The sequence below is a fragment of the Psychroflexus torquis ATCC 700755 genome (assembly GCF_000153485.2).
In the GTDB taxonomy this organism is placed as follows: domain Bacteria; phylum Bacteroidota; class Bacteroidia; order Flavobacteriales; family Flavobacteriaceae; genus Psychroflexus; species Psychroflexus torquis.
In genome coordinates this window covers 3,882,064-3,906,316 of the sequence record NC_018721.1, presented here as the reverse complement: position 1 = coordinate 3,906,316, position 24,253 = coordinate 3,882,064, and the positions used below count along the sequence as shown (strand labels likewise).

Here is a 24,253-nt window from a genome sequence, read left to right as displayed (position 1 = left end):
AATTTGCATAAAAATAAAAAAAAGCCATCGTCTTCATAACGGCTTTTTTATAATAATTAAGAAACATGAATTAATTGATGATAAGTTTTTTGGTCATCACTTTGGAATTACACATAACTCTTACGAGGTAAACACCAGCACTCAACTCCAATGCTATCCGATCTCCAGAGTTTACTTTAGTCTCCAAAACTTTTTTACCTGTCATTGAATACATTTGAATAAGAGAGTCTTTTAAAATTCCTTGAAGCTGAATATAATTTGAAGCAGGATTAGGATAAATCAACATCTCTTCTGTCATGTTTTGAGTTACTGAAAGGGACTGGTTCCAAACTTCTCCTTGATTATTTCCCCAGAGATAACTTGCTAGCTCTGGATAATCTATAAAGGGATTTCTATTGTTTTGCCAAGTATACGCTATATTATTCCTGTTCATTTCAAAATCATCCACTGGATCGTCTAGATGCCATTGCAATAAGGTTTGCAAATCGCCAAGCTGACCAGTGCTATCTGGAAAACCATCTACGACCGAAAGATCATTAAAGCGTATAGATAAATAAAATACAGCTCGTGCTACGTCCCCTCTAAAACTACCTAGAGTTCCTTCGGGTCCTATATATTCTCCAAAATGTTGGTTACCTCTTGAACTATTCTCATTAGCATCTGTGGCTCTTAGGCCATGAGCATCAGAATTTGCATGTCTTAAGGAATCTGCATTGGTCACCCACCATTCATTAATTCCTGTAGCAATCTCATCGTCTTCTATACTAAAAAAACCACCTCTGGACCTAGGATAAACATGCTCCCTGTTCCAAAATCCAGTTCCAGATGAACTAAGTTGATAGAGGTATTTGGGTCTAGACTCCTCTCTGTAGGCTAACCAGACTTCGTTGCTATTCATCGGGCTTTGATCAGCAGATTTAAGAATATCAATAATATCTGAATAGGTATGAATTTTAACCACTCCTTCTTCAGCAATGATATCTTGTATAGCCTGACTTAGATTAGGACCAGATTCTCCATTCAAGCTTTCGAAATAATCAGATGGTCCCGTGGGCTCGACTTTATCGAAAGTTGGATGAATAGGAGTGCCCCAATCGGCAATAGTAAAATCATCATCAATGGCAATAACTTGAATAAAATTACTATTCAAAATATAGGGCTCACCAAGAATATCAACTGCTATGGAGATAAACTCATCGCCTTCGTCTACCTCATCATCAACTAGATTAATAGCTACAGAACCTGAGTTTGTACCTGCGGAAAGAGTGACAGAGGTCTGTCCTGTATAATCCTCTTCAGTAAACCCTCCGTTGATCAAACTGAAAGTAATCATGATCTCCTCCATCAACGGTTCTGAAGTTTCAAAATCAATGGTAAAGCTATCACCTTCGTTGACAAGATTGGAACTTGTTGTGACGTCTATAAAAACAGGAGTTATTCCACTTCCATCATTTGGTATTCTAGGAGTTGGTGCGCTGACAAACCAAGATCCATCAAAGTTTCTTTGCATGGATTCTGAGTCCGAATTACCATTCACATCCTCGTCTATTTGTTCGGTTTGTAAAAGGAGATTTAATAAGTTTTGATCTTCTGGATCACTTGTCCCATAAACTAGGGCGTCTACAAGATTATCTATAGTGGCGAGAGTTCCTTCTTCAAAATCTTCCACACTGCCCTTGTAGACAGCAACAGCATCTGCTCCATTTTGAATGAAATTTCTAAGCAATCGATAGTTAGGACTTGGAGTAAGTTCAGGTCCACCTACTACAAATAATCCGTTAAAGTCAGTCACAAAACCGTCAAGACTCATAGCAAAGTAACTGGAGTCTGCTCCAGAACTGGAACCATTAAAAAAAACGAGAACATACCCATCCAATGGTGACTCTACAACTTGAGTTCTCAACTCTATAAATTCTTGAGTATCTACGCCAGGGGTATCAGAATCTACTTCGTTTATTATAACTTTTTGAGAAAAGATAAACTGACTTAATAAACAGAATACTAAAAAAGTAATTTTGTTCATCACATGTTTTTACAAAGATAATTAAGTTTCTCCTTATCAACTGAAATTCAGATAACTATATGATTAATACAAAAGCTCTCTACAAAATAGTAGAGAGCTTTTGTATTAAAAAAAATCGCTTAATATTATCTAACCAATTTTTTATATTTAATTCGTTTTGGCATTAAATCACCGCCCAAACGTTTTTTCTTATTTTCCTCATATTCACTAAAGCTACCTTCGAAAAAATAAACTTCAGAATTCCCTTCAAAAGCAAGAATATGAGTACAAATTCTATCTAGAAACCATCTGTCGTGAGAAATAACTACAGCACACCCTGCAAAGCTTTCTAAACCTTCTTCCAAGGCTCTAAGTGTGTTAACATCTAGATCATTGGTTGGCTCATCCAAAAGCAAAACATTACCTTCTTCTTTCAACGTCATTGCTAAATGAAGTCTGTTGCGTTCTCCACCAGACAATTTGTTAACTTTCTTATTTTGTTCGCTACCATTAAAATTAAAACGACTTAAATAAGCTCTAGAATTAACTTTTTTACCGCCCATCATGACTAGATCTTGTCCTTCACTAAAGTTTTCCCAGATGGATTTATCTGGATCAATATTAGAGTGAGCTTGATCTACGTAAGCAATTTTAGCAGTCTCACCAACTACAAATTCACCCTTATCAGGTTGAATTTCATCCATTATCATTTTAAAAATAGTCGTTTTACCAGCACCATTAGGGCCAATTACTCCAACAATACCAGCTTGAGGAAGTTTGAAATTTAAGTTGTCGTACAATAACTTCTCATCAAACCCTTTGCTTACTCCACTGGCATCAATCACGTTGTTACCTAAACGCGGTCCATTAGGAATATAAATTTCAAGTTTTTCATCTAGCTTTTCTTGGTCTTGACTCATCAACTTATCATAATTATTCAATCTAGCTTTTTGTTTAGATTGTCTTCCTTTTGGAGCCATTTTAACCCATTCTAGCTCACGCTCCAATGTTTTTTGACGTTTGCTAGCTTGCTTATTTTCTTTAGCCATTCGCTTAGATTTTTGATCTAACCAAGACGAATAGTTTCCCTTCCAAGGAATCCCTTCTCCTCTATCTAGTTCCAAAATCCAACCTGCTACATTATCCAGAAAATATCTATCGTGAGTTACTGCAATAACAGTTCCCTTGTATTGTTGCAAATGATGCTCAAGCCAATGCACAGATTCTGCATCTAAGTGGTTGGTTGGCTCATCGAGAAGAAGAACATCTGGTTCTTGAAGAAGTAAACGACATAAAGCTACACGCCGCTTTTCTCCACCTGATAGATTTTCGATTTTTTGATCGGAAGCGGGTGTTCTTAAAGCATCCATAGCTACTTCAAGCTTATTATCGAGTTCCCAAGCATTGGTAGCGTCAATTTTATCTTGAAGTGCTGCTTGACGATCCATTAATTTTTCCATCTTTTCGGCATTTTCATATACCTCTGGTAACCCAAAATCATCATTGATTTTGTTGTATTCATCTAAGATCGCTACCACATCAGAAACTCCTTCTTTTACAATCTCCAGCACTGTTTTTTCAGGATCCAGTTCGGGTTCTTGCTCAAGATATCCTACGGAATAGTCTTGGGAAAAGACAACATCACCACGGTAGTTTTTTTCGATTCCGGAAATTATTTTCATCAAAGTAGATTTTCCAGAACCATTAAGCCCTAAAATCCCAATTTTTGCACCGTAAAAAAAACTTAGATATATATTCTTTAAAACAGGCTTATCTTCACCTGGATATGTTTTGGATACTCCCGACATGGAGAATATCACTTTTTTATCATCTGCCATTATTTATCTTTTTCTTTATTAAACTCTTCCTTTTAGCGCATTAAATACCCAAGCTATTGCAAAAAAACCAATCCCTACCGAAGCAAAACCCCATCCTGCAATTTCATTATATCTAAACGCTCCTAAAGCAATTAGTCCTAAACCTACAATGATCATAATAAAAGTAGCCCAAGCTAAAACAGTATTCTTATTCATACCTTATCTTTTTATAATCGGCTAATTTACAAAAACGATTTTAAATCTTATTTCACAAGCCTAAACTATATTTATAATTTCTAAGATAAGCACAAATAATTTCACCTTTTACCAATCTAAGTTCTTCTGTAGAGATTTATAAAGTGCTCTACCAAGATACTTACCATGTCCTACTTTTGCAAATAATTTCTGATTTAATTCTAATTCTATTCCGATATATTGTTCTTGAAACTCCTGCCTTAAACTAGTTGTAAAGCCATCTGCTTTGCCTAAATAGGGATAGTTCATCCTTATTCGTTGATCTGATAAATGGGCATTTAAGTCCTTTTTAAAATGCCTCGCCCATCTTTTTTCTTCAGATCTTCTGGGATCATAAAGCAAACCCACCTCTGTATTTCTTGTGTCTCCCTCCAAAACTGGTGTAAAACTATGAACCGACAGATGCAACACAGACTCTCCCTTTTTAATATAAGTATGTATTTTCTTCTGAATCCCATCTCGATATGGCCTATAATAGTCTTCTATAAGTTCTCGCTTTTCTTCTTCACTAAATGATTTTGAAATACTAGAAAAAAGTTGAGAATGCTGAAGGGATCTATTGACTTCTATCAAAAGCCGACTCCAGTTATAATAAGATGAAAATGTAGCTAAAGGTTTGAGGTTTTTAAATATACTGAATGCTCCAAGATCGTATCCTTGATGTGTTTTTAATCTTTGCTTGAATTCGGAAAAATAAGATCTATATTTTTTTGGCAAAGCATTATTTGCATGCTCACAAGTCAAGACCAGTTTCAAGATTGAAAAAGTTGATTGGTAGATAAACAATTTTCGAGATGTTTATAGACCCGCAGAATATTGGCCTCAGAATAATCATCTTGTATAGCTTCTAAAATTCTCGTTGACAAACTCCCGTTTGTAAGAATAAGACCAATAGCGTCTTGGTGTCGCTTGTCCATTCGGTGACTCACTCTTTCAAACAAATGAGTCCAAATAGAACTAACTCGCATAGACTCCGAATTAATGCCAAGTACCTTTAAGTATTTTTCATTGATTACTGTAGCTCCTTCAGCTTGACATATGGTGGTTTCTAAAATGTCAAACAAGTCATTTTCATGCCACGACTTTTGGTCAATAAGACTAGAATGTACTTCATCGACTAACTCCTTTAAAACCTCTACAATAAAACAGCTGATAGAAATATCTGCCAACGGACATTCCTGTAAATCTAAGACCCGAATTTCGATGGCATTCCTATCAAATCTAGCAATGGCTCCCCTGGAATTTAAAAAATGATGCTCCAAGATATTTTCTTTATCGTAAGGTGCTATAGCAGTATTGATAGGGTCGAAAATCTTAATTTGATAATCGTGCTGAGTAAATACTTGCTCAGGGATAACTTTACCTGTCATTTCAGGGATTTGTTGTTGATTGGTCAGATACATATTCATCCTTGCATCTTTAAAACCGGTATTCTTTCTATCTAAAATCGGAGAACTTGCGCTTAAAGCTGGAAGAATGGGAAGGATAAGTCTTACTGCGGCATGCAGTTTTTCGAATTCCAAATCATCATAAAAAGGGAGGTTGATGTGCATACTTTGCACATTGGACCAGCCATGACCTTTGCAATCAAAAATTCTGTTATAAAGCGCATATACGTCGCTGTAAGAATGCTCCCAGAGCTTCATTTCCAAATCTGGATTCATCAAAGGATGAGAAGCCGTTGGCCATAGCACCATCTCTTTTAGTTTCAATAACTTATTGATCTCAAGGATGTTTTTATGGAACTCGAGATCTAGTTGATTCAAATCTTTGGTCGGTCCATTGGTCTTTAGTTCAATGACATGGGCCGCCAATTCGTTACTCCATTCTATAGCTCCATTATCCACATCAGACACCAATTGACCTGTTTTAAGCTTCATCAATTCATCTACTGCAGGTTTAATTCTTCCAGTAGAGCTATCTACAAGCATGTATTCTAGTTCTATCCCGAAGACTTCAAAAAGATGGTATTTCATAACTCCTGCTTTGAATTAAGACGGTCTTTTAGAGATGTAAGAATTGTATTGTAAACAAGATCTCCATAAAGGCCATCTTCCACTCCAAAATCTATATTGGGATTGTCGTTTATTTCTATAACTAAAGCCTTTCCTTCGACTTCTTTTATATCTATTCCATAAAGACCTTTGCCCATTATTTTAGCTGATTTTAGAGCAGCTTTCATTACTTTTTCTGGAACGTCTTCAATGGCAAAACAGTCTGCATTTCCATCTTGATCATCCTTTTTATCGGCAGACCAATTGTAAATTTGCCAGTGTCCTTTCGCCATAAAATAGCGACAAGCATAAAAAGGCTTATCATCTAAAATGCCAATTCTCCAGTCATATTCTGAAAAGGTAAATTCTTGTGCAATAACCAAGTCTGAAGTTTTCAGCATCTCTGTCATCAAACTTTCAAACTCGTCCTCATTTTTTGCCTTTTTTACTCCAAAAGAAAAAGTAGAGTCCGGTGATTTCAAAACACAAGGCAAGCCTGTTATTTTAAGAACTTCGTGCTTATTGTCTTTATGAACGATGACTGTTTTAGGCGTTGGAATTCCATTCTTTTGAAGCGCTTCCGCCATAAATACTTTGTTGCAGCACTTTAAAATTGAATCCGGATAATCAATGATAGCTAAACCATCTTGTAAAGCTTTTCTAGCAAAAGCATAAGCTTCGTTATTCACCTCTGTGCTTTGTCTAATAAAAAGAGCATCAAAAGAAGAAAGTCTGTAGAAATCCTTTGGAGTTAAGACTTCCACGTAAAAGTTCATTTTTTCTGCCAAGTCTGTGAATTTCTTAATAGCTTTTGCATTACTTGGTGGAGCAGGATCGTTGGGCTGGACCAAAATTGCTAAATCATATTCTGCCTTATTGGCTTTTGGTGTATCGTATCTTTTTTTGGAAAAATACTGAGAAGCAAAATAATACATGCTTTCCAAGTGCTCTTTTGGAATTTCTGAAATTGAAATTGCCTTGATAGACTTTATATTCCATTTGGTTGAATGTTTGAAAACTACTCTTAAAAACGGAATCTGAAAATGCCTAAAAATAAGAGTACTCAAAGCCTTATACTTTTGAGCTACATTTTGACCAAAATAAATACTGAGCGTAAATTCTTGTGACTTGATGTTTTTTAGACTTTTCTGAATCTCTTCTTCAAATTCTTCTGAAACAATTTTGACGAGCTTTTTCTCTCCTAAATCTACGAGATTATTAATAGTAGGTACCGCCAGATGGCCGCGAGCTTCTGCTAGTAAGGAGACGTAATAGCCTTTAGATTGATAGCTATATTGATCACTAAGATTAAAAACTCTCGCGTTTTTTAAATTTGCATACTCTGGCTTTGTTAAATAATCTTGAGAAGTAATAATGGACGTATGTTCTGTTGAAATAGGCCATTTTTCGGGTTGGCTCACCACTATTAATTTATTCATTTAAGAGATATAAAATCAATTAAAAATAGCCTAAATATCAATTCAAAAGGTGGTGCAAAAAAATAGTTTTAAACTTTTTTGTCAATAAATTCTCGCATCTTTTCATTGATGTTCTTCCAATATTGATGAAGGTCAACCAAGGTTTTTTGATCCGCCTTGCCAGTATCCTCTCTTAAATTTAACTCAAGTGTTTTAAGGTTTTGAACCGATTTAGCATTTACTTGAGCAAAGCGAGAAGACAACTTATGGATGATTTCAGCTAAAGCCTTATCATCTTTTGCACTTAAAGCTAAACTAAATTTGGAAAGTTCTTTATCATTTTCTTCAACTAAAGTCTTCACCAAGTCTTTCAAAAGGTCTTCATCATCATTTGCATACACCATAAGATCTTTAAAATTGAAGGGCTGCCCCTCCTCATTTATTTCCAATGTAGAACACAACTCTTCGGTGCCGTCAAGATGAAGAAGTTTTGCAACCTTTTCCAAGATAATCCCTCGTTTTACTGGTTTAAAAACCTGAGCATCAAAACTATCTAGCATCCCTTTTTCAGTCTCATCTAACATGACATTGGCAGTCGAAACCAAGGTATTCTTCAAAATAATACCTTCTTTTTTGAGATTCTCAAGCACTTCATAACCAGTCATAAAGGGCATCTTGAAATCTATTAAATATAAATCATAATCATGATGCTCCAAAAGATGTTCAAAACCGAGTTTAGCATCAGTAAAAACGATTAACTTAGGATGATAAGGCTGGAACAGTTTTTCATAAAGTCTGGCGATCAATTTATCGTCATCCAGAATAAAAATATGTTTCCCCTTTAAAGAATTATCAGATAAATTAAACTCCTTTCTTTTTTTCTCGATGCTACTATCCTCTACTTTTTCAAATTCAAAATTCAGCTTAAAACTCGTTCCTTTATAGAGTTCGCTTTCCACATCAAGTTTCCCTCCCATCTCATTCACTAGCTTTTGAACGATGCCCAGTCCCAATCCAGTTCCTTTCATTTTGTTTTTATGAGTTCCCGCTTGCTGATAGTCTTGGAAAACAGTTTTTAATTCCTGTTCCGTCATGCCAATACCAGAGTCCTCAACCTCTATGTATACAGCAAGTTTATCATTTTTTTCTTCAGATCTCACCTCAAGCTTTATAAATCCATCCTCTGTATATTTCAAAGCATTATGCATTAAATTATAAAGGATTTGTTGAAGCCTATGTGCATCTGCCTTTACTGATAGATCTTCTTTTGGAAGATTAAAAATAGGATCTAGCTGCTGATTCTTAATTAACTCATTAAAACTGAGTTTGATGTCATCAAAAACTTTAAAAAGATTACTAGGAGTAGTTACTATGTCAATAATTCCGGCTTGTATCTTAGCCATGTCCAAAATCTCATTGGTCATTTGGTAAAGATAATTGGAGGCTACTTTGATCGATTTTACATTTTCATCCGTATCATCTAGCATATCAGAATACCCTATAATTGAAGTTAGAGGAGTTCTTAACTCATGACTCATAGTCGATAAAAACTTTTGTTTTTCTATGGCATCTCGTTTTGCTTTCTCTTCGTCTGCCTTTAGTTTATTTTGATAAAAAATACTTTGGTTGATATCTTTAAAGATGATGAAAATGGTAATGATAGTTATTAAAATCAAAATAAAAATGATGGATCCTAGTTCATAGAAATAAGTCATCGAGTCTGTCTTCAGATTTTTAATAGAGTTCTGATAATGTTCATATTCTTCAAATAAAATTTCATTTAGGGTATTTTCAACATAATTATTGACTTCAATATTTTTTCTAAAAATCTCCTGTTCTTGACGTTTTAGAGAATTTAAAAGTTGAGTGCGATGACGCTGATATTCTTTTATAGCGGGGAGAATATCAAGCGTTGTTTTTTCTTCTTTATTTCTTGAAAATACAGTATCTATAGACTGTCTTACCAAGGTATCCCTAGAACTAGTTCTAGATATTGCTGTATCATTTTCTGGTCTTGAAGAACCAAATAATCGTTGAAAAAAACCTCGTTCATCTTCTCCTTGCTGACTAAGCTCTGTCTTTTCGTAGATCTCAGAGTTAATTTGTTTTATGATAGTGATAGAATCTGAAGGTTTTGCTTCAATTTTAGAAAGCTCATCGTTAACAAGACTTCTGAGTTCATTTATAAACACTTCTTGAGTTTGTTCTTTTTTATTCTGTAGCTCAAAGTAATCATCTCTAATCTGTCTTAAAAGTTTCGGAATGGTATCCAAATTTCTGTCCTTGAGAATACGCTCTTGTTTAATATTGTTTTTAACTGAATCTACGTTCTTTTCAATATTTGCTATTAAACTATCAGATTTAATAGAGTTAAAACGATCTGAATCTACCAGATACAAGTTGTTCAATTTGTTTAGATCTACCATGATTTTTTTCAGGTTATCTGATCTTTTATTGGGTGAAAGAGTATTTTCTACCTTATCTCCTAAGGCATTGAGACTATCATAAAAATAAAAACCTATCGCCAAGAGTCCACTAGCGAATAGAGCAAACAGCCATAACATTTTTCCTTTTAGCTTAAACATACTGTTACACGTATTGATTTATAATTTTAAATTCTTTTTAGGAATCAATAGCCTTTTAATAAAGTCCTAAGCTCCATATTCTTTGGCTTCCCCTTCCCAAGCTAAAACTAAAAGACAACTGAAACACCTTTAAAATTTTTATCGTTTTTCATTCAACATTCTACTTACCTTAAGCCTTTTACGTCAGGTAATCTATACCCTTAATCAATAAAATCAAAGGTATACTTATCTATGAAATCTTTCGCAAACATAATGCTTGGCATTTTATGTCTTACGGCATAGCATTCATATATTTTTTCTGGACACAACTAATTAAAACTGAATAGATCAACTCAAAAAATGAGTTGCAAAAATTGTGCAAAGTCTCTATTTTTAATTTCTATGTGGTCTACTCACTCTCATTCATGGCAAAAGCTTTAATTTTCAGTAATCTAATGGTTTGAGGGAAACGGCAAACAATATCGACATACAGTTGAAGAGTTCAACACGATGAATAATCTTGAATTAAAGAAATACAGAATCAAATGTTATTTTTTTAATTTAAGCAATTCGATAGACTTTGATTTAATATTTTAGCAAGAAAATACTGTGAGCAAAATTTTAATAATCGACGACGATCCGTTTTTTAATAAAACGCTTTCCAATTATTTAAGGAGATTCGATTATAGCATAGAAACCTCTAGTTCTTCTGAAGAAGCCTTAGAAATCTTAAAAACAGAAACTTTCGACTTAGTCATCACAGATTACAGATTACCAAAAATGAATGGCTTAGAATTAATAGAAAAGATTAAAACACATTGGAACATTCCTGTAATTTTAATCACAAATTATTCTGATATTAAAACTGCTGTGAAGTCTATTAAACTAGGTGCTTTCGAATTTGTTTCCAAACCCGTTATCCCCGAAGAGTTTAAATTAGTCATTGAAAATGCATTAAATTCTCCTTTAATCGATTCAACTAAAGAGCGAAGATCATCGATAAAAAAGAGCTTATCTAAAGGAGCTAGTTCGACTTCTGTAGTTAAAGGAAGTAGCGAGCAAGCCCAAGAACTATGGTCTTATGCAAAACAGGTAGCACCTACTCAAATGTCGGTGATGATAACAGGAGAAAGTGGGACTGGCAAAGAATACGTCGCCAAATTCATCCATAACCACAGTAAAAGAAAAGACCAAGTTTTTGTGGCTATAGACTGTGGAGCTTTGCCAGAAAGCATAGCCTCTAGTGAACTTTTCGGCCACGTAAAAGGTGCTTTTACCGGAGCAGATCGCGATAAAAAAGGCCAATTCGAATTTGCTAATGGCGGTACTTTATTCCTAGACGAAATTGGAAATCTATCTTACGAATCTCAAGTAAAGCTACTACGAGTTTTACAAGAACGAAAAATAAGACCTGTTGGAGGAGACAAAGAGATTGAGATTGATGTTAGAATTATCGCAGCAACCAATGAAAATTTAGCTGCTGCAATTTCTGATAATGAATTTAGAAATGATTTATACCATAGGTTAAATGAATTTCCCCTAAACATTCCTTCTCTTAAAGAGCGACTAGAGGATTTTGAAGAATTTATTCAATTTTTTATTATTGAAGCTTGTGACGAACTTGAAAAGGATATAGTAGGTATAGACCCTCAACTTATAGAGGATTTGAAAACATATGATTGGCCTGGAAATCTAAGAGAATTAAAGAATTTGCTTAAACGAGCTGCTTTACTTTGCCAAGAAGGCAGCATTTTACATAAGCATTTACCACAATCTATTTTTGAAAAAAAAGAAACACCCGTTGATCCGACGCTTCACTCAAATGACTTAAAAGAAGTTAAGGAACATCATGAAAGGGAAATGATTCTTAAGTGTTTAAAGAAAAATAAGTACAATAAAAGTAAAACTGCTAAGGAATTAAATATAGACAGAACCACTTTGTACAATAAAATTAAATCTTTGGGGCTTGATGTTTAATGCCAAATTAAGAGAAAGAGAGTCATTTTTATAATGTCTTATTGATAAAATTCTATCAAAAATAAAAACCCTTGTTGGAGTCTCCCAACAAGGGTCTTTTTTACTTTTTTAAGAAGGAACCTATTTTTCAGTAGGAGTTGTTCTCAAATAGGATTTTATAGCTTTATATTTAGGGAATTGTTCTTTTGCTTCTTCATCACTTACCGATGGAGAAATAATAGCATCCTGTCCGGGCTTCCAATCTGCTGGGGTTGCTAACTTTTTATTAGCCGTTAATTGAAGGCTATCAATGACTCTTAACAATTCATCAAAATTTCTACCTGTAGAGGCTGGATAGGTCAATGTTAATTTTATTTTTTTGTCTGGACCAACTATAAATACGGAACGTACTGTAGCCTTTTCAGAAGCATTTGGATGAATCATATCATATAACTCTGCTACTTTTCTATCGCTATCTGCTATAATTGGAAAATTAACAGTGGTGTTTTGAGTCTCGTTTATGTCTTTGATCCACTCATGATGATCTTTTAAAGGATCTACACTTAAGGCAATAACTTTTACATGTCTTTTATCAAACTCATCTTTAAGCTGAGCTGTTCGACCAAGTTCGGTTGTACATACAGGTGTAAAGTCTGCTGGGTGAGAGTAAATAATTCCCCACTGGTCTCCTAACCAGTCATGAAATGAAATGTTTCCTTCGGTTGTTTCAGCAGTAAAATCTGGAGCTATATCTCCTAATCGTAAATGTGCCATAATATGAGGTTTTAGTGTTAATACTATTTTGTTAATGAGTAGATATTTTACTGATTATAAAATTAAGCAATGGAATGGAAGGTGAAGGACCTAAACCTAAGTTTAGCTTTTCATTTAGACTTTATAAATACTTCTCATCCCAAAAAATGGAATTTCCCTTATTCAAGAATAGCAATCGACTTTTCGATGAAAAAAAATTTAATAAGCCATCTGATCCCTATAGAAAAGCTCCTGTCCTATCTTATATGAAAAAGAGCTTACATTTAAGCCTGCTTCGTTAATCTCACATCAGGTGTACTTCGCCAAAATCTTTGTTTATCAAATCTGTTATAAAGTCGTTAACTTTAGATTTTAATGTCACCTCTAAGACCAGATTATATTTATAATGCCGTATAAATAAATTGAATTATACTACGACGTAGCTCAGCACATGTTTTTTGATTGATTGAAATTAAAAAGTAATCAGCATAGCCTTAGCTATGGTAATTATTTTTGATAAAAAGAAGGTGAAAAAAGCCTGTGCCGAATTCGTATCGGTAAAACGATGTATGGCTACATTATAGATCCAATTTGATATAAGACCAAATCTACTTTATTTACATCGGCGAACTCTTCTGGTTTAAATTAAGCATAGTTAACGCGTCACGATGTTCCTTAAACTCAACTCTTTTATAGCCTTCATCTACAAAGTTCTTGGCAATGGTTTAGGTTTCAGAAAAATTCAATGACCAATCTAGAATTTATGAATTAAATTTTGTGTCCACATTTTACGTGTTTTGATAAGTACGAGTGCATTGAGATAAGTAGAATCTTCTATCTTCGCAAAAGTCGGCTAAAATCATAACTATAATTTATTTTATAAAATTGAAATACCTTTCATCACTTTCGTTTATTTTTCTGTTGAATTTATTAATTCTAGCTTCATGCTCTTCTCCAGAAGTAGATAATCGAGATCACTTAGTCTTTAGATATAATGAGCATGCCAATATTACATCTCTAGATCCAGCTTTTGCTAAAGACCAACGGAACATTTGGCCTGCGCACCAGATGTATAATACTTTAGTAAGACTAGATTCAACTCTTTCGATAGAAGGAGATCTTGCCCGTTCTTGGACAGTTTCTGAAGATGGCTTAACCTATTACTTTAAACTAAGACAAGACGTCTTGTTTCATAAACATACTGTCTTCGGAAAAGATTCCACCCGTCATGTATCTGCAAAAGATGTAGAGTACAGTCTCAAAAGGCTCACAGATCCAAAGGTTGCTTCACCTGGAAGTTGGGTTATGTCTAATGTAAAACGCATTGAAGCGAAAACTGATGATTTGATTGAAATTGAGTTAGAACACCGATTCCCTGGATTTCTAGGCTTATTATCCTCAAAATTTTGCTCAGTGATTCCAAGAGAAATGCAAAACTTAGATTTTCAAACTTCGCCTATTGGAACAGGTCCATTCAAATTTAAACGTTGGGAGATCGGAGAAAAGATGGTGTTGAGAAAAAATGAATTGTATTTTAAAACAGATGTTAAAGGCAATACTTTGCCCTATTTGGAGGCCATTTCTATCACCTTTTTACCAGATAAGCAAAGTGAGTTTTTAGCCTTTATACAAGGTAAGCTTGATTTTTTAAGCGGCTTAGACCCTTCCTATAAAGATGAACTTATCACCACCGGCGGAAAGTTAAGTTCGAAATTTGAAGCTCGTGTGAATATGGATAAAAGCCCCTACCTAAACACAGAATATTTGGGGTTTTACTTAGATTCCCCTTCAACAGAGATTCAATCTCAAGACTTTAGAAAAGCAATCAATTATGCGTTTGATCGAGATAAAATGATCAAGTATCTAAGAAACAATATTGGAATCCCCGCACATAAAGGTTTTATTCCAGAAGGATTGGCTGGACAGACCACTGTAAAGGGCTATTCTTACCAACCTAAAAAGGCAAAAGCTCTTATAGAGAAGTTCAAGAAAGAAACAGGAATCATCTCACCAAAATTGATAATAAGCACCAATCCCTCCTATATAGATTTGGTGGAATTTATTCAAAAAGAGGTTCAAAAAATTGGGGTTCAAGTAGACATAGATGTGATGCCACCTTCCACCATTCGTCAAAAACGCTCTGCAGGACAATTGGATAATTTTAGAGCTAGCTGGATTGCAGATTATCCAGATGCTATCAATTACTTATCCTTATTCTACAGTGATAACTTTTCACCCAACGGTCCCAATTATACCCATTTTAAGAATGACACTTACGACAGACTCTACGAAGAAGCTTTGAAGGTAACAGAAGACACAATCAGATATAAACTTTACTCACAGATGGATTCTATCTTAGTAGAAAAAGCTCCAATGATTCCACTCTATTATGATGAAGTCATTCGTTTTAGGTCAAAATCTGTAAGTGGGCTGGGCATTAACCCTTTTAATTTACTTGACCTTTCAAAGGTTAAGAAATCTAAGTAGACCCCAAACCAAAAATTGGTTTATAGTGAAGATTCTCTTTATATCTTTGAAAAAATATCTCTATGGAATACGCACCTTATATATTTCTTGGCTTGTTTGCTCTGGCTTTAGGCTTTTTGTTGGCAAAGCTGATGGATAAATCTACGATTGCTACTTGGCAAACCAAATCATCCCACTTTCAGTCACTATATGAAGAGTCCGTTCGACGAGAGCAAAAATCAAAAGACGAGTTCATAACCGCTAACGAAAAACTTAGAGCTGAATTGAAAAGTGAAGAAAATGAACGTTTCCAAATTCAGAATAAACTCACTAGAAAGGAGACTGAATTGGAAGGCTTGGTTAGCAAATGGAGGGAGCAAAAATCTGAAATGCAAGCCCTTCAAAAAAAGTTTAGTGAAGAATTTGAAAACCTCGCCCAGCGAATTTTAGAACAAAAATCTGAAAAGTTCACCCTCCAAAATCAAAAAAATATAGCTCATATTTTAGACCCCTTAAAAGAGAAGTTGACATCTTTTGAGACCAAAATTGAAAAGACGAATTCTGATTTTTTGAAAGGTCATATTCAACTTGAACAACAACTGAAATATCTCAACGAACAGAATTTAAAAATTTCAGAAGAGGCTAATAATTTGACTAATGCTCTAAAAGGAAGTAGTAAAACACAAGGTAACTGGGGTGAAATGATTTTGGAAAAAGTTTTGGAAAAATCTGGACTGACAAAAGGGCGTGAATACCAAGTACAACAGCACTTTAAGGATGAAAATGGCTTAAGCAAATTGCCTGATGTTGTGGTGTATTTACCCAATGAAAAGAAAATGATCATAGATTCTAAGGTGAGTTTAAAAGCCTACGAACGGTACATCAATTCTGACGATGAGCAAGAAAAAGCTGGACATTTAAAAGCGCACGTGAAATCTATGGAAACTCACCTTAAAGGCCTAAAAGATAAAAACTATGAGCTGCTTGGCGGAAATTCTACACCAGATTTCATTTTGATGTTTGTCCCCATTGAACCTGCTTTATTCCTTGCGCAAAGTGAAAATTCAAATTTCTTTTACTCCGCTTTCCAAGATAATATTTTGATGGTAAGTCCTACTACTTTACTCTCTACATTAAGAACTGTAGACATGGTTTGGAGCAATGAAAAACAACAACAAAATGCTGTGCAAATCGCTAAACATGCTGGTGATTTATATGATAAATTTGTTAATTTAATTGAAGGCTTAGATGAGGTTGGAAATCGGATTGATTCTACTAAATCTACTTACGATAAAGCCATGAAAAAATTGACTGGAAAACAAAATTTGATAAAAGATGTAACGTCATTAAAAGAGATGGGCGTTACTTCCAAAAAAGTCCTAAACTCAAAATGGACAGATACTCAATAAAACTAAGCTATGACTAAAAAATTCAAACATCCTTCAGATTCTGAGGTAGTCTTATCACAACTCATGTTACCCTCCCATTCAAATTTTGGAGGAAAGATTCATGGTGGATTTATTCTATCACTTCTAGACCAAGTTGCTTTTGCATGCGCAGCCAAGCACTCCGAAAATTATTGTGTCACGGCAAGTGTAGACCGTGTAGACTTTTTGAACCCTGTGGAGGTTGGAGAGCTTCTTACCCTAAAATCCTCGGTAAATTACGTTGGGAGGACGTCGATGGTTGTTGGAATTCGTGTAGAATCTGAGAATATACAAAACGGGGCCAAAAAACATTGTAATTCCTCCTATTTTACCATGGTAGCTAAAGATGATCATGGTAAATCTATTGAAGTTCCAGGCCTTAGATTAAGCGCTGAAGATGATTACAGGCGTTTTATCAAAAATATCAAAAGAATGGAAAATAGGAAACAACACGATGAGACCTTCAAAAATTTTAATTTTATTAGGGAAGAATACAATGAAATTTTAAAGAACTATAATGTCAAGCTTGAATAGTTAAGGGCCATTGATAAATCTCTATCAAGACACTCGTCACTAAATTTTTTAACTCAATAAGTATTAGAGTAACTATATTTACATCTAAATTTTAGGGGATATGAAAAAAATAGAGGCGATTATTAGAAAGTCTCGTTTTGATGAAGTTAAAGAAGCACTCCATCAAATAGAGGTGAATTTCTTTAGTTATTGGGACGTCACGGGTGTAGGAAACGAAAAACAAGGTCACTTATATAGGGGGATTTCTTATAGCACAAGTGATATTCAAAGACGATACTTAGTGGTTATTGTATCTGATGATTTTGTTGACAAAACCGTAGAAACCTTAATTGAAAAGGCTAAAACTGGAGATGTTGGAGATGGAAAAATATTCATTTCCAATATTGAAGAGTGCATAAGGATAAGAACAGGCGAACGTGGAACTCAAGCAACTAAATAAAAACTATGGAAAACGCTCTATTTACTGCAAATAATATATGGATGATGCTTTGCATCGCTTTGGTTTTTTTAATGCACCTAGGTTTTTCTCTTTTAGAGATTGGCTTAACTCGCCAAAAAAACACCATTAATATTTTATTCAAAAACTTTTTTATCATTTGCTCTGGACTAGTTCTCTATTATATAGTGGGCTTCAACATCATGTATCCAGGAGACTTTAATGGATGGTTTAGTCTAAGTGAAGTTGGATTGCATCTGCCAGACAATGGTCTAACCGCAGATTATGCGGATGCAGGCTATACATATTGGACAGATTTTTTATTTCAAGGAATGTTTGCTGCGACAGCAGCAACTATAGTTTCTGGTGCTGTCGCAGAACGTATTAAAATTGGTGCCTTTATGGTATTTTCAATTATTTACGTAGGTTTTATATACCCTATTAGTGGATCTTGGCTTTGGGGAGGTGGATTTTTAAGTGATTTTGGGTTTTATGATTTTGCAGGGTCTACATTGGTGCATTCTGTAGGGGGTTGGGCGGCCCTCATGGCCGTGGTTTTCCTAGGCCCCCGTATAGGAAAGTTTAAGGGTAAAAAGATTTTTGCCATTCCAGGCCATAATATTCCTTTAGCTGCATCTGGAGTGTTTTTACTCTGGTTTGGTTGGTTTGGATTTAATGGAGGCTCAGTACTTTCTGCAGATCCAGCCAGTACTTCTATCGTACTCGTCACCACAAGTTTAGCCGCTGCGTCTGGAGGCTTAGGAGCCTGCATCAGTAGTTTTTTGGTCTTCAAAAATTTTGATGTAACAATGTTTATGAATGGTATATTAGGAGGACTTGTAGGAATAACCGCAGGTGCAGATTTGATGTCGCCCTTAGAATCTATTGCCATAGGACTCATTGCTGGGCTAATCATTATTCTAGCCGTTAAATTAATGGATATTATAAGAATAGACGATCCTGTAGGAGCAATTCCTGTTCATTTGTGTTGTGGTATCTGGGGAACTTTGGCGGTAGGCCTATTTGGAAATATGGCAGGAACAGAACAGTTTTTTATACAGTTGGTATCTATATTAACTATTGGTGGGTTTTGTTGCTTTAGCGCTAGTATCATCCTATGGCCGATTAAGAAATTTATGGGCTTAAGAGTATCTTCTAAACATGAAGTTGAAGGTTTAGATATACACGAACATGGTATGGATGCTTATGCAGATTTTGGTTTAAATCAACATTGATTTAATACTGATTGGATCTTATGGCAGAAGGAGCGATCAAACCAGATTCTTTTTGCCATTTTTCCATTAAGTCCATAAGATTAATTTCAAACTTAGGAGATTGTCTTTCAAGATGCTCAGTTTGAAATTCTCTTTGTAAAATATCTTCAATATAAAAGTCTTCTTTAATTTCTGAAGGATTAAATTCTTCCTTTAAAGAAATATTAAACAAACTAGCGGTGGTATTATACCAAAAGGCTCGCCATCCAGAACGGAGGTCTTTTACCAAATCGAAGGTGGTTACACCAGTTTGGCGATGAATTAATTTAACTAAGATTTGACCTTCAGTTTTTGTTAGCTTTTTTAATTCTTCTGTAAACTCCTCTTCTACATACCTTTGAATAACTCTGGTATATCGTCTTTTTGAAGGTTTGGAGTCAATGCTCGATAAGCGTTTGTTTAAAGTTTCAAAACGTTCTGAAGCTAGCTTTACATAAGGCCATACCTTTTTAGTTTTGCGTTTTAATATGAGGTAATCTCTAAAATCGTCTCGACTTTTAAATTTAAGTTTAGGATATATCATTACTTCTTCTAACTCGACTTCACTTACCCAAGAGGCGTCATGACCTATAATTAGGTATCGTTGATTGGAGCAATTTGATGTCTCTTGATATTTTGCCTCCTGAGCACTAACTGAAACACTTGCTAACAGAAAAAAAGCTATAGCTAATTTCAAAATAAAGTAATTTATAGTATTAACCTCTAAAATTGTTCCAAAATTAAGGATTCATTTTCAACTATATCTCAATACTTTATTAAATTCGCACAACAAAAAGAATAGATATGAACGATAATTCACTAAAATTTTTAGAAAAGTATTTAAATAATGCCGCTCCAACTGGTTATGAATCGGAGGGTCAAAAGCTTTGGATGGACTATCTAAAACCTTACGTAGATGAATTCATTACAGATACCTACGGAACAGCCGTTGGTATTATAAATCCTGACGCTGATTTTAAGGTGGTTATAGAAGGTCATGCCGATGAAATATCCTGGTACGTCAATTATATCACTGATGAAGGTTTAATTTATGTGATCAGAAATGGAGGCAGCGATCATCAAATAGCAACTTCCAAGCGGGTAAACATCCATACCAAAAAAGGCATTGTAAAAGGGGTTTTTGGATGGCCAGCCATACACACCAGAGATAAATCGAACGAGCAATCCCCAAAATCTGATAACATTTGTATAGATGTTGGTTGTGATACTAAAGAAGAGGTTGAAAAGCTTGGAGTCCACGTTGGTTGTGTTATTACCTATCCAGACGAATTTTTCATTCTGAATGGAGATAAGTTTGTGTGTAGAGGTTTAGATAATAGAATGGGTGGTTTTATGATTGCTGAAGTAGCTAGAATGCTAAAGGAAAACAATGTAGTGCTACCATTTGGATTATATATTACTAACTCTGTTCAAGAAGAAATTGGCTTACGAGGAGCTGAAATGATAGCCCAAACTATAAAGCCTAATGTAGCTATCGTTACTGACGTTTGTCACGACACGACTACGCCAATGATAGAAAAGAAAAAAGAAGGTTTCACTAAGATTGGGGCAGGTCCTGTTATAAGTTATGCTCCTGCAGTACAAAACAAACTGAGAGAGCTTCTTATCGATACTGCAGAGAAACACAATATTCCCTTTCAACGTTTAGCTGCAAGCCGAATGACAGGTACAGATACTGATGCGTTTGCTTATAGCAATGGCGGTGTAGCTTCTGCGCTTATCTCTTTACCATTAAGATATATGCATACCACCGTAGAGATGGTACATAAATCTGACGTTGAGAATGTCATCAAATTAATTTATAACTCTTTACTTGAAATTAAAAGTGGGGAAGATTTCAGTTATTTCAAATAGTAACAAAATCATTATCAAACTAAAAAGGCAGCTATATAGCTGCCTTTTTAGTTTGATAATGATTTCCTAAAATCTATTTTTCTAAATCTATTTCTTTTGTGTACTTATCATCCCAGTTTTTCACTTTTGGATCGCCTAATTTGTTTTGTGATTTTGCCACTAACATAGCTACAGCAGCGTCACCGGTTACATTTACAGAAGTCCTTAACATGTCTAATGGTCTGTCTACAGCAAAAATAAGAGCAAGACCAGCTTCAGGTATTCCCGCTTGACCAAGAACTATAACAAGCATAACCATTCCTGCTCCTGGTACTGCAGCAGAACCTATTGAGGCTAAAGTTGCAGTAGCAATAATCCCAAGCTGAGCAACAAAACTCAGTTCCATACCAAACGCTTGAGCGATAAATACCGCTGCTACTGCCTGATATAGACTAGTTCCATCCATGTTAATAGTTGCACCTATGGGTAATACGAAACTGGAAACCTGAGGATGTACCCCGAGATGCTCCTCCACTCTTTCCATTGTTACAGGTAAAGTTGCAGCACTAGAACTTGTAGAAAAGGCCAAGAGTTGAGCTGGTGAGATACCATTGAGAAAGAAACGCGGTGATTTTTTGGTGAAGATGCCTACAATTAACGCATAAACTCCAATCATAATAATTAGCCCACACACGACACACAAGCCGTAGAATGCCAAAGCAATAAAGAGATCTGCGCTTGGTGCTTCAACGACCAACGCTGCTAATAATGCAAAAACACCGTAAGGTGCTGCTAACATGATAAGATCTATCATTTTCAATATAACCTCATTTAAGGAATCAAAAAATTCTTTGATGGGCCTAGATTTTTTTTCTGGTATTAAAATCATGCCAATACCAAAAAAGATAGCAAAGAAAATAACTTGTAGCATATTAGAATTGCTAGATGCTGCTCCAAATATATTATCTGGCACCAAGTCTTCTAAAGCTTGCAAAGGTCCAGAATCCTTTTGCTTTTGTGCATTTTGTCTGGTTAATTCTGCATCACCCCCATAACTCTGCACGAGTTCTTCTCGGGTTTCACTTTCTATGCTCTTACCAGGCTCGAATATATTAACGATAGCAAGACCAATGCTAACCGCAATAACTGTAGTCGCTAAATACGTAAGAATAGTTCTTAGGCCCATTTGTGAAAGGCTTGAAATATCCTTTAAATCAGATACTCCTTTGATAAGAGACGCTAAAATCAAGGGAACTGCAATAAGTTTAAGTGCATTGATGAACATACTACCAAATGGCTTAATCCAATCGGTGATAAAATCGCTTCCCCAGCTAAAAAAAGATAAAATGTATGCGAAAGCAATTCCCAATCCCATACCAATAAGGATTTGCCAGTGTAATTCTAATTTTTTCATTTAAATTAATTAAGAGATTTATTTTGTAAAAAGGCGTCTGCCAAAACTAAAGCCGACATAGCCTCAACAACAGGAATAGCTCTAGGAACTACGCATGGATCATGACGACCTTTGCCTTGCATTTCTACTTCTTGAGCGTTTTTGTTTATTGTTTTTTGCTTTTGCATAAGGGTAGCCACAGGTTTAAAAGCTACTCTAAAATTGATATTCATCCCATTGGAAATACCACCCTGTATGCCACCACTATGATTGGTTTTCGTTGTTCCATCTACATTGAACAAATCATTATGTTCACTCCCTTTCATCGAAACGCCTTCAAAACCAGAACCATAATCAAATCCTTTTACAGCATTAATAGTCATCATAGCTTTTCCTAAATTGGCGTGAAGTTTTTCAAAGATAGGGTCGCCTAGGTTTTTAGGAACATTGGAGATGACACATTTCACTATACCGCCAATAGTATCTCCCTCTTTTCTTATTTTTTTAATATAATCTTCCATTTCAATAGCCCTCATTACATTAGGACATCTAACAGGATTCTTTTCGATAACATCAAAGTCAACACTATCTTCACTCTGCAATTCTAAATCTCCTACAGCGTGAGTATAAGCCGTGAAATGGACATCATTCAGAATTTGTTTAGCTATAGCACCAGCAACAACCCAAGAAGCAGTTTCCCTCGCGCTAGATCTTCCTCCGCCTCTATAATCTCTTTGGCCGTATTTTTGATCGTAAGTATAATCGGAGTGATTTGGTCTATACACATCTTTTATATGACCGTAATCTTTTGATTTGTTATCTGTATTATGAATTTCGAATCCAATTGGTAATCCCGTGGTTAACCCTTCAAAAATCCCTGACTTAAAGTGGACGATATCAGACTCTTTACGTTGAGTGACTATTGCAGATTGGCCAGGTTTTCTTCTATCCAAATCTTTCTGAATTTTCTCTAAATCCAATTGGATCCCTGGAGGAACTCCATCTAGAATTCCACCAATGGAGACTCCGTGAGATTCACCAAAGGTTGTAAGTTTAAGAAAATTTCCGAAGCTATTTGATGCCATATGTGGTTTTAAACAAATGTAATCGTTTTCATCAATAATCAAAAAACAATCTAAACAGATTACCATTAAAATCAGTATTCTGTCTTGAAGGAGGTAAATTTTATGTTAACCGTTTATATCAGTTAATAATCTTTACATCAACCTTTCATAATATACAATTTACCTATTGGTAATATGTTCTCGCTTACTTTGAGTAAAACTTCTCATTTTGAAAAGAAAAGTCAACTTAATGGTTTTATCCGATATTCATTTAGGCACCTTTGGATGCCATGCTGATGAATTATTAATCTATCTGAATTCAATCCAGCCCAAAAAAATCATTCTAAACGGTGATATCATCGATATTTGGCAATTCAGAAAAAATTGCTTTCCAAAATCTCATTTAGAAATCATCAAAACTTTAATTGAATTCTCAATGACAGGAACAGAGATTACATATATTACAGGTAATCATGATGAGATGCTGAGAAAACTAAGCACTCTTGAAATCGGAAATATTAAACTTGTTGACAAACTAACCTTGACTCTTAACGGTAAAGAGGCTTGATTTTTTCATGGTGATGTGTTCGATATTTTTATTCAAAATGCAAAGTGGATTGCAAAGCTTGGAGGCTGGGGGTACGACTTACTCATATTAGGCAATAGATTTTTAAACTTTTGGCTTTTAAAGTTTGGTAAAGAAAAGTATTCACTATCCAAAAAAATTAAAAACTCCGTCAAAAAAGCAGTGAAATTTATTGATGATTTTGAAAAAACTGTAACAGATTTGGCTATAGAAAACGGTTACCACTATGTGATTTGCGGACACATACATCAGCCACAAATATCCAGAAAAGTTAACAAAAAAGGAACTTGCCTGTATTTAAATTCTGGCGATTGGGTTGAAAACTTAACTGCCCTAGAATTTCATGATAACCGCTGGAAACTCTTCCACTATTCTGATTTAGGGAAAAAAGAAATAAAAACTAGTGATGAAAATCGCACAAGTCCCTCTATTGTTATCAATGACAAAGAAGTTTAGTCATGAAAAATACCTAAATTGCACA

At 35.0% G+C, this 24,253-nt stretch carries 18 protein-coding genes and 1 pseudogene; 8 read left to right on the top strand and 11 right to left on the bottom strand.

The features are described from left to right. Nucleotides 1-70: 70 nt before the first annotated feature. The 7 genes from P700755_RS16745 to P700755_RS16720 all read right to left on the bottom strand — a co-directional run bounded on the left by P700755_RS16745 (nucleotide 71) and on the right by P700755_RS16720 (nucleotide 10,071). Nucleotides 71-2,023: an endonuclease gene (locus P700755_RS16745; protein ID WP_015025812.1), complete on the bottom strand. Its 1,953-nt coding sequence runs from the start codon at nucleotides 2,021-2,023 to the stop codon at nucleotides 71-73. A 125-nt stretch (nucleotides 2,024-2,148) separates the two neighbouring features. Beyond that, the gene (ettA, locus tag P700755_RS16740; RefSeq protein ID WP_015025811.1) at nucleotides 2,149-3,840 is read right to left on the bottom strand and encodes an energy-dependent translational throttle protein EttA; all 1,692 of its coding nucleotides are present in this window, start codon (nucleotides 3,838-3,840) and stop codon (nucleotides 2,149-2,151) included. 18 nt (nucleotides 3,841-3,858) lie between these two features. Beyond that, the gene (locus tag P700755_RS20325; protein WP_003438524.1) at nucleotides 3,859-4,035 is read right to left on the bottom strand and encodes a CAL67264 family membrane protein; all 177 of its coding nucleotides are present in this window, start codon (nucleotides 4,033-4,035) and stop codon (nucleotides 3,859-3,861) included. 108 nt (nucleotides 4,036-4,143) lie between these two features. After that, nucleotides 4,144-4,818 carry an N-formylglutamate amidohydrolase gene (locus P700755_RS16735; RefSeq protein WP_281015282.1) on the bottom strand — a complete coding sequence of 225 codons (675 nt, stop codon included), beginning with the start codon at nucleotides 4,816-4,818 and terminating at the stop codon, nucleotides 4,144-4,146. An 8-nt stretch (nucleotides 4,819-4,826) separates the two neighbouring features. Next, nucleotides 4,827-6,050 (bottom strand): glutamate-cysteine ligase family protein, encoded by a 1,224-nt coding sequence (locus tag P700755_RS16730; protein WP_015025809.1) that lies wholly within the window; start codon nucleotides 6,048-6,050, stop codon nucleotides 4,827-4,829. Next, nucleotides 6,047-7,507, bottom strand: a complete 1,461-nt coding sequence (locus tag P700755_RS16725; RefSeq protein WP_015025808.1) for a RimK family alpha-L-glutamate ligase — start codon at nucleotides 7,505-7,507, stop codon at nucleotides 6,047-6,049. Before P700755_RS16725 ends, P700755_RS16730 begins: the two co-directional genes overlap by 4 nt. Before the next feature lie 68 nt (nucleotides 7,508-7,575). After that, nucleotides 7,576-10,071: an ATP-binding response regulator gene (locus tag P700755_RS16720; protein ID WP_015025807.1), complete on the bottom strand. Its 2,496-nt coding sequence runs from the start codon at nucleotides 10,069-10,071 to the stop codon at nucleotides 7,576-7,578. A gap of 588 nt (nucleotides 10,072-10,659) precedes the next feature. On the opposite strand from P700755_RS16720, the gene P700755_RS16715 reads away from it, so the two are divergent. Continuing rightward, nucleotides 10,660-12,027 (top strand): sigma-54-dependent transcriptional regulator, encoded by a 1,368-nt coding sequence (locus P700755_RS16715; protein WP_015025806.1) that lies wholly within the window; start codon nucleotides 10,660-10,662, stop codon nucleotides 12,025-12,027. Between the two features lie 120 nt (nucleotides 12,028-12,147). Here P700755_RS16715 and P700755_RS16710 read toward each other — a convergent pair whose 3' ends face one another. Next, nucleotides 12,148-12,780 carry a peroxiredoxin gene (locus tag P700755_RS16710; RefSeq protein ID WP_015025805.1) on the bottom strand — a complete coding sequence of 211 codons (633 nt, stop codon included), beginning with the start codon at nucleotides 12,778-12,780 and terminating at the stop codon, nucleotides 12,148-12,150. Nucleotides 12,781-13,644: 864 nt separating this feature from the next. Here P700755_RS16710 and P700755_RS16700 point away from each other — a divergent pair. The 5 genes from P700755_RS16700 (at nucleotide 13,645) to P700755_RS16680 (ending at nucleotide 18,857) form a co-directional block, all read left to right on the top strand. Beyond that, nucleotides 13,645-15,246 carry an ABC transporter substrate-binding protein gene (locus tag P700755_RS16700; protein ID WP_015025803.1) on the top strand — a complete coding sequence of 534 codons (1,602 nt, stop codon included), beginning with the start codon at nucleotides 13,645-13,647 and terminating at the stop codon, nucleotides 15,244-15,246. 62 nt (nucleotides 15,247-15,308) lie between these two features. After that, nucleotides 15,309-16,634 (top strand): DNA recombination protein RmuC, encoded by a 1,326-nt coding sequence (locus tag P700755_RS16695; RefSeq protein ID WP_015025802.1) that lies wholly within the window; start codon nucleotides 15,309-15,311, stop codon nucleotides 16,632-16,634. A gap of 9 nt (nucleotides 16,635-16,643) precedes the next feature. Continuing rightward, on the top strand, nucleotides 16,644-17,186 hold the full coding sequence (locus P700755_RS16690; RefSeq protein ID WP_015025801.1) for an acyl-CoA thioesterase: 543 nt from the start codon (nucleotides 16,644-16,646) through the stop codon (nucleotides 17,184-17,186). Between the two features lie 100 nt (nucleotides 17,187-17,286). Further along, entirely contained in the window at nucleotides 17,287-17,625 is a 339-nt protein-coding gene (locus P700755_RS16685) for a P-II family nitrogen regulator (protein ID WP_015025800.1), read from the top strand. Nucleotides 17,626-17,630: 5 nt separating this feature from the next. After that, complete coding sequence (locus P700755_RS16680) at nucleotides 17,631-18,857, top strand: ammonium transporter (protein ID WP_015025799.1); 1,227 nt, start codon at nucleotides 17,631-17,633, stop codon at nucleotides 18,855-18,857. A 1-nt stretch (nucleotide 18,858) separates the two neighbouring features. Here the strand turns inward: P700755_RS16680 and P700755_RS16675 are convergent, their stop codons facing one another. Beyond that, the gene (locus P700755_RS16675) at nucleotides 18,859-19,572 is read right to left on the bottom strand and encodes a DUF4294 domain-containing protein (RefSeq protein ID WP_015025798.1); all 714 of its coding nucleotides are present in this window, start codon (nucleotides 19,570-19,572) and stop codon (nucleotides 18,859-18,861) included. A 107-nt stretch (nucleotides 19,573-19,679) separates the two neighbouring features. Between P700755_RS16675 and P700755_RS16670 the strand changes: the two genes are divergently transcribed. After that, nucleotides 19,680-20,750: a M42 family metallopeptidase gene (locus P700755_RS16670; protein ID WP_015025797.1), complete on the top strand. Its 1,071-nt coding sequence runs from the start codon at nucleotides 19,680-19,682 to the stop codon at nucleotides 20,748-20,750. Between the two features lie 73 nt (nucleotides 20,751-20,823). On the opposite strand, the gene P700755_RS16665 is transcribed toward P700755_RS16670, so the two are convergent. Further along, a complete protein-coding gene (locus P700755_RS16665) occupies nucleotides 20,824-22,143 on the bottom strand; it encodes a dicarboxylate/amino acid:cation symporter (protein WP_015025796.1) in 1,320 nt (439 codons plus the stop codon). A gap of 5 nt (nucleotides 22,144-22,148) precedes the next feature. Beyond that, nucleotides 22,149-23,207: a chorismate synthase gene (aroC, locus tag P700755_RS16660; RefSeq protein ID WP_015025795.1), complete on the bottom strand. Its 1,059-nt coding sequence runs from the start codon at nucleotides 23,205-23,207 to the stop codon at nucleotides 22,149-22,151. Between the two features lie 205 nt (nucleotides 23,208-23,412). On the opposite strand from aroC, the pseudogene P700755_RS16655 reads away from it, so the two are divergent. Then, nucleotides 23,413-24,228 (top strand): annotated as a pseudogene (locus tag P700755_RS16655) (UDP-2,3-diacylglucosamine diphosphatase). Nucleotides 24,229-24,253: the final 25 nt, after the last annotated feature.

Coding starts and splice junctions, on each gene's coding strand:
- P700755_RS16745 (WP_015025812.1), bottom strand. CDS start 2,023: ATGAACAAAATTACTTTTTTAGTATTCTGTTTATTAAGTCAGTTTATC.
- P700755_RS16695 (WP_015025802.1), top strand. CDS start 15,309: ATGGAATACGCACCTTATATATTTCTTGGCTTGTTTGCTCTGGCTTTA.
- aroC (WP_015025795.1), bottom strand. CDS start 23,207: ATGGCATCAAATAGCTTCGGAAATTTTCTTAAACTTACAACCTTTGGT.
- P700755_RS16670 (WP_015025797.1), top strand. CDS start 19,680: ATGAACGATAATTCACTAAAATTTTTAGAAAAGTATTTAAATAATGCC.
- P700755_RS16690 (WP_015025801.1), top strand. CDS start 16,644: ATGACTAAAAAATTCAAACATCCTTCAGATTCTGAGGTAGTCTTATCA.
- P700755_RS16725 (WP_015025808.1), bottom strand. CDS start 7,507: ATGAATAAATTAATAGTGGTGAGCCAACCCGAAAAATGGCCTATTTCA.
- P700755_RS16730 (WP_015025809.1), bottom strand. CDS start 6,050: ATGAAATACCATCTTTTTGAAGTCTTCGGGATAGAACTAGAATACATG.
- P700755_RS16665 (WP_015025796.1), bottom strand. CDS start 22,143: ATGAAAAAATTAGAATTACACTGGCAAATCCTTATTGGTATGGGATTG.
- P700755_RS16685 (WP_015025800.1), top strand. CDS start 17,287: ATGAAAAAAATAGAGGCGATTATTAGAAAGTCTCGTTTTGATGAAGTT.
- P700755_RS20325 (WP_003438524.1), bottom strand. CDS start 4,035: ATGAATAAGAATACTGTTTTAGCTTGGGCTACTTTTATTATGATCATT.
- P700755_RS16680 (WP_015025799.1), top strand. CDS start 17,631: ATGGAAAACGCTCTATTTACTGCAAATAATATATGGATGATGCTTTGC.
- P700755_RS16720 (WP_015025807.1), bottom strand. CDS start 10,071: ATGTTTAAGCTAAAAGGAAAAATGTTATGGCTGTTTGCTCTATTCGCT.
- ettA (WP_015025811.1), bottom strand. CDS start 3,840: ATGGCAGATGATAAAAAAGTGATATTCTCCATGTCGGGAGTATCCAAA.
- P700755_RS16710 (WP_015025805.1), bottom strand. CDS start 12,780: ATGGCACATTTACGATTAGGAGATATAGCTCCAGATTTTACTGCTGAA.